Raw genomic sequence first — 605 nt, 5'->3', positions numbered from 1 at the left:
AAACGAGCAGCCTGTCCAGCCAAAAACGAACAACACTTGGCCAAGGTAACAGGGTCCACCATAAGGGAAATCTCCTGCCGTTCGGCACTCTTGAAGATAGACCTTGCTTCTTCAAACATTTTCGGATCGTCACCCATAAGGAATCGAAGAATGATGTTGGCGTCTAAGTATACGGTTTGCATTTTGGATTCTGTTCACCACCGAATGGATTTAATTATCTTGTACACCGTATTGAAATTTCTTTTCTTGCTCATCCGTTGGAGTGGATGACGTTTTGCCTAAAGTACCTGCAAGATCGTCCACCTCTACCGCCTTCAGCGTTCGAATTGTGACTTCACCATTGTTCTTCACTTGAAAGACCAGTCGATCACCGCCATCTAGATTCAACACTTCTCTGATTGCGCCTGGAATGGTAACTTGAAATTTGTCTGTAACTCTGGCTATGGCCATCATGAGCTCTTGGCACCATCCTTACTGTGTGTATCTCTCATTGTACAGTCTATCACGTTCTACGTTTGATGAATGTAATGTGATTTTGTGTAGACCAATCCGCCAAGATAAGCGTAATAATAGACTGCATTCCTTAGGATTTTTACGTCCGATAA

1 protein-coding gene is annotated in these 605 nt (G+C 43.3%); it reads right to left on the bottom strand.

Features of this window, described 5'->3' with window-relative positions; all coding sequences use genetic code 11:
* Nucleotides 1–210: 210 nt before the first annotated feature.
* Entirely contained in the window at nt 211–453 is a 243-nt protein-coding gene (locus tag ASH01S_RS17705) for an AbrB/MazE/SpoVT family DNA-binding domain-containing protein (protein ID WP_067929732.1), read from the bottom strand.
* Nucleotides 454–605 lie beyond the last annotated feature (152 nt).

Origin of the sequence: Alicyclobacillus shizuokensis NBRC 103103, assembly GCF_001552255.1 — a bacterium.
Lineage (GTDB): Bacteria > Bacillota > Bacilli > Alicyclobacillales > Alicyclobacillaceae > Alicyclobacillus_G > Alicyclobacillus_G shizuokensis.
Note: the sequence above shows the minus strand (reverse complement) of the source record. Positions and strands in the feature narration are given on the sequence as shown.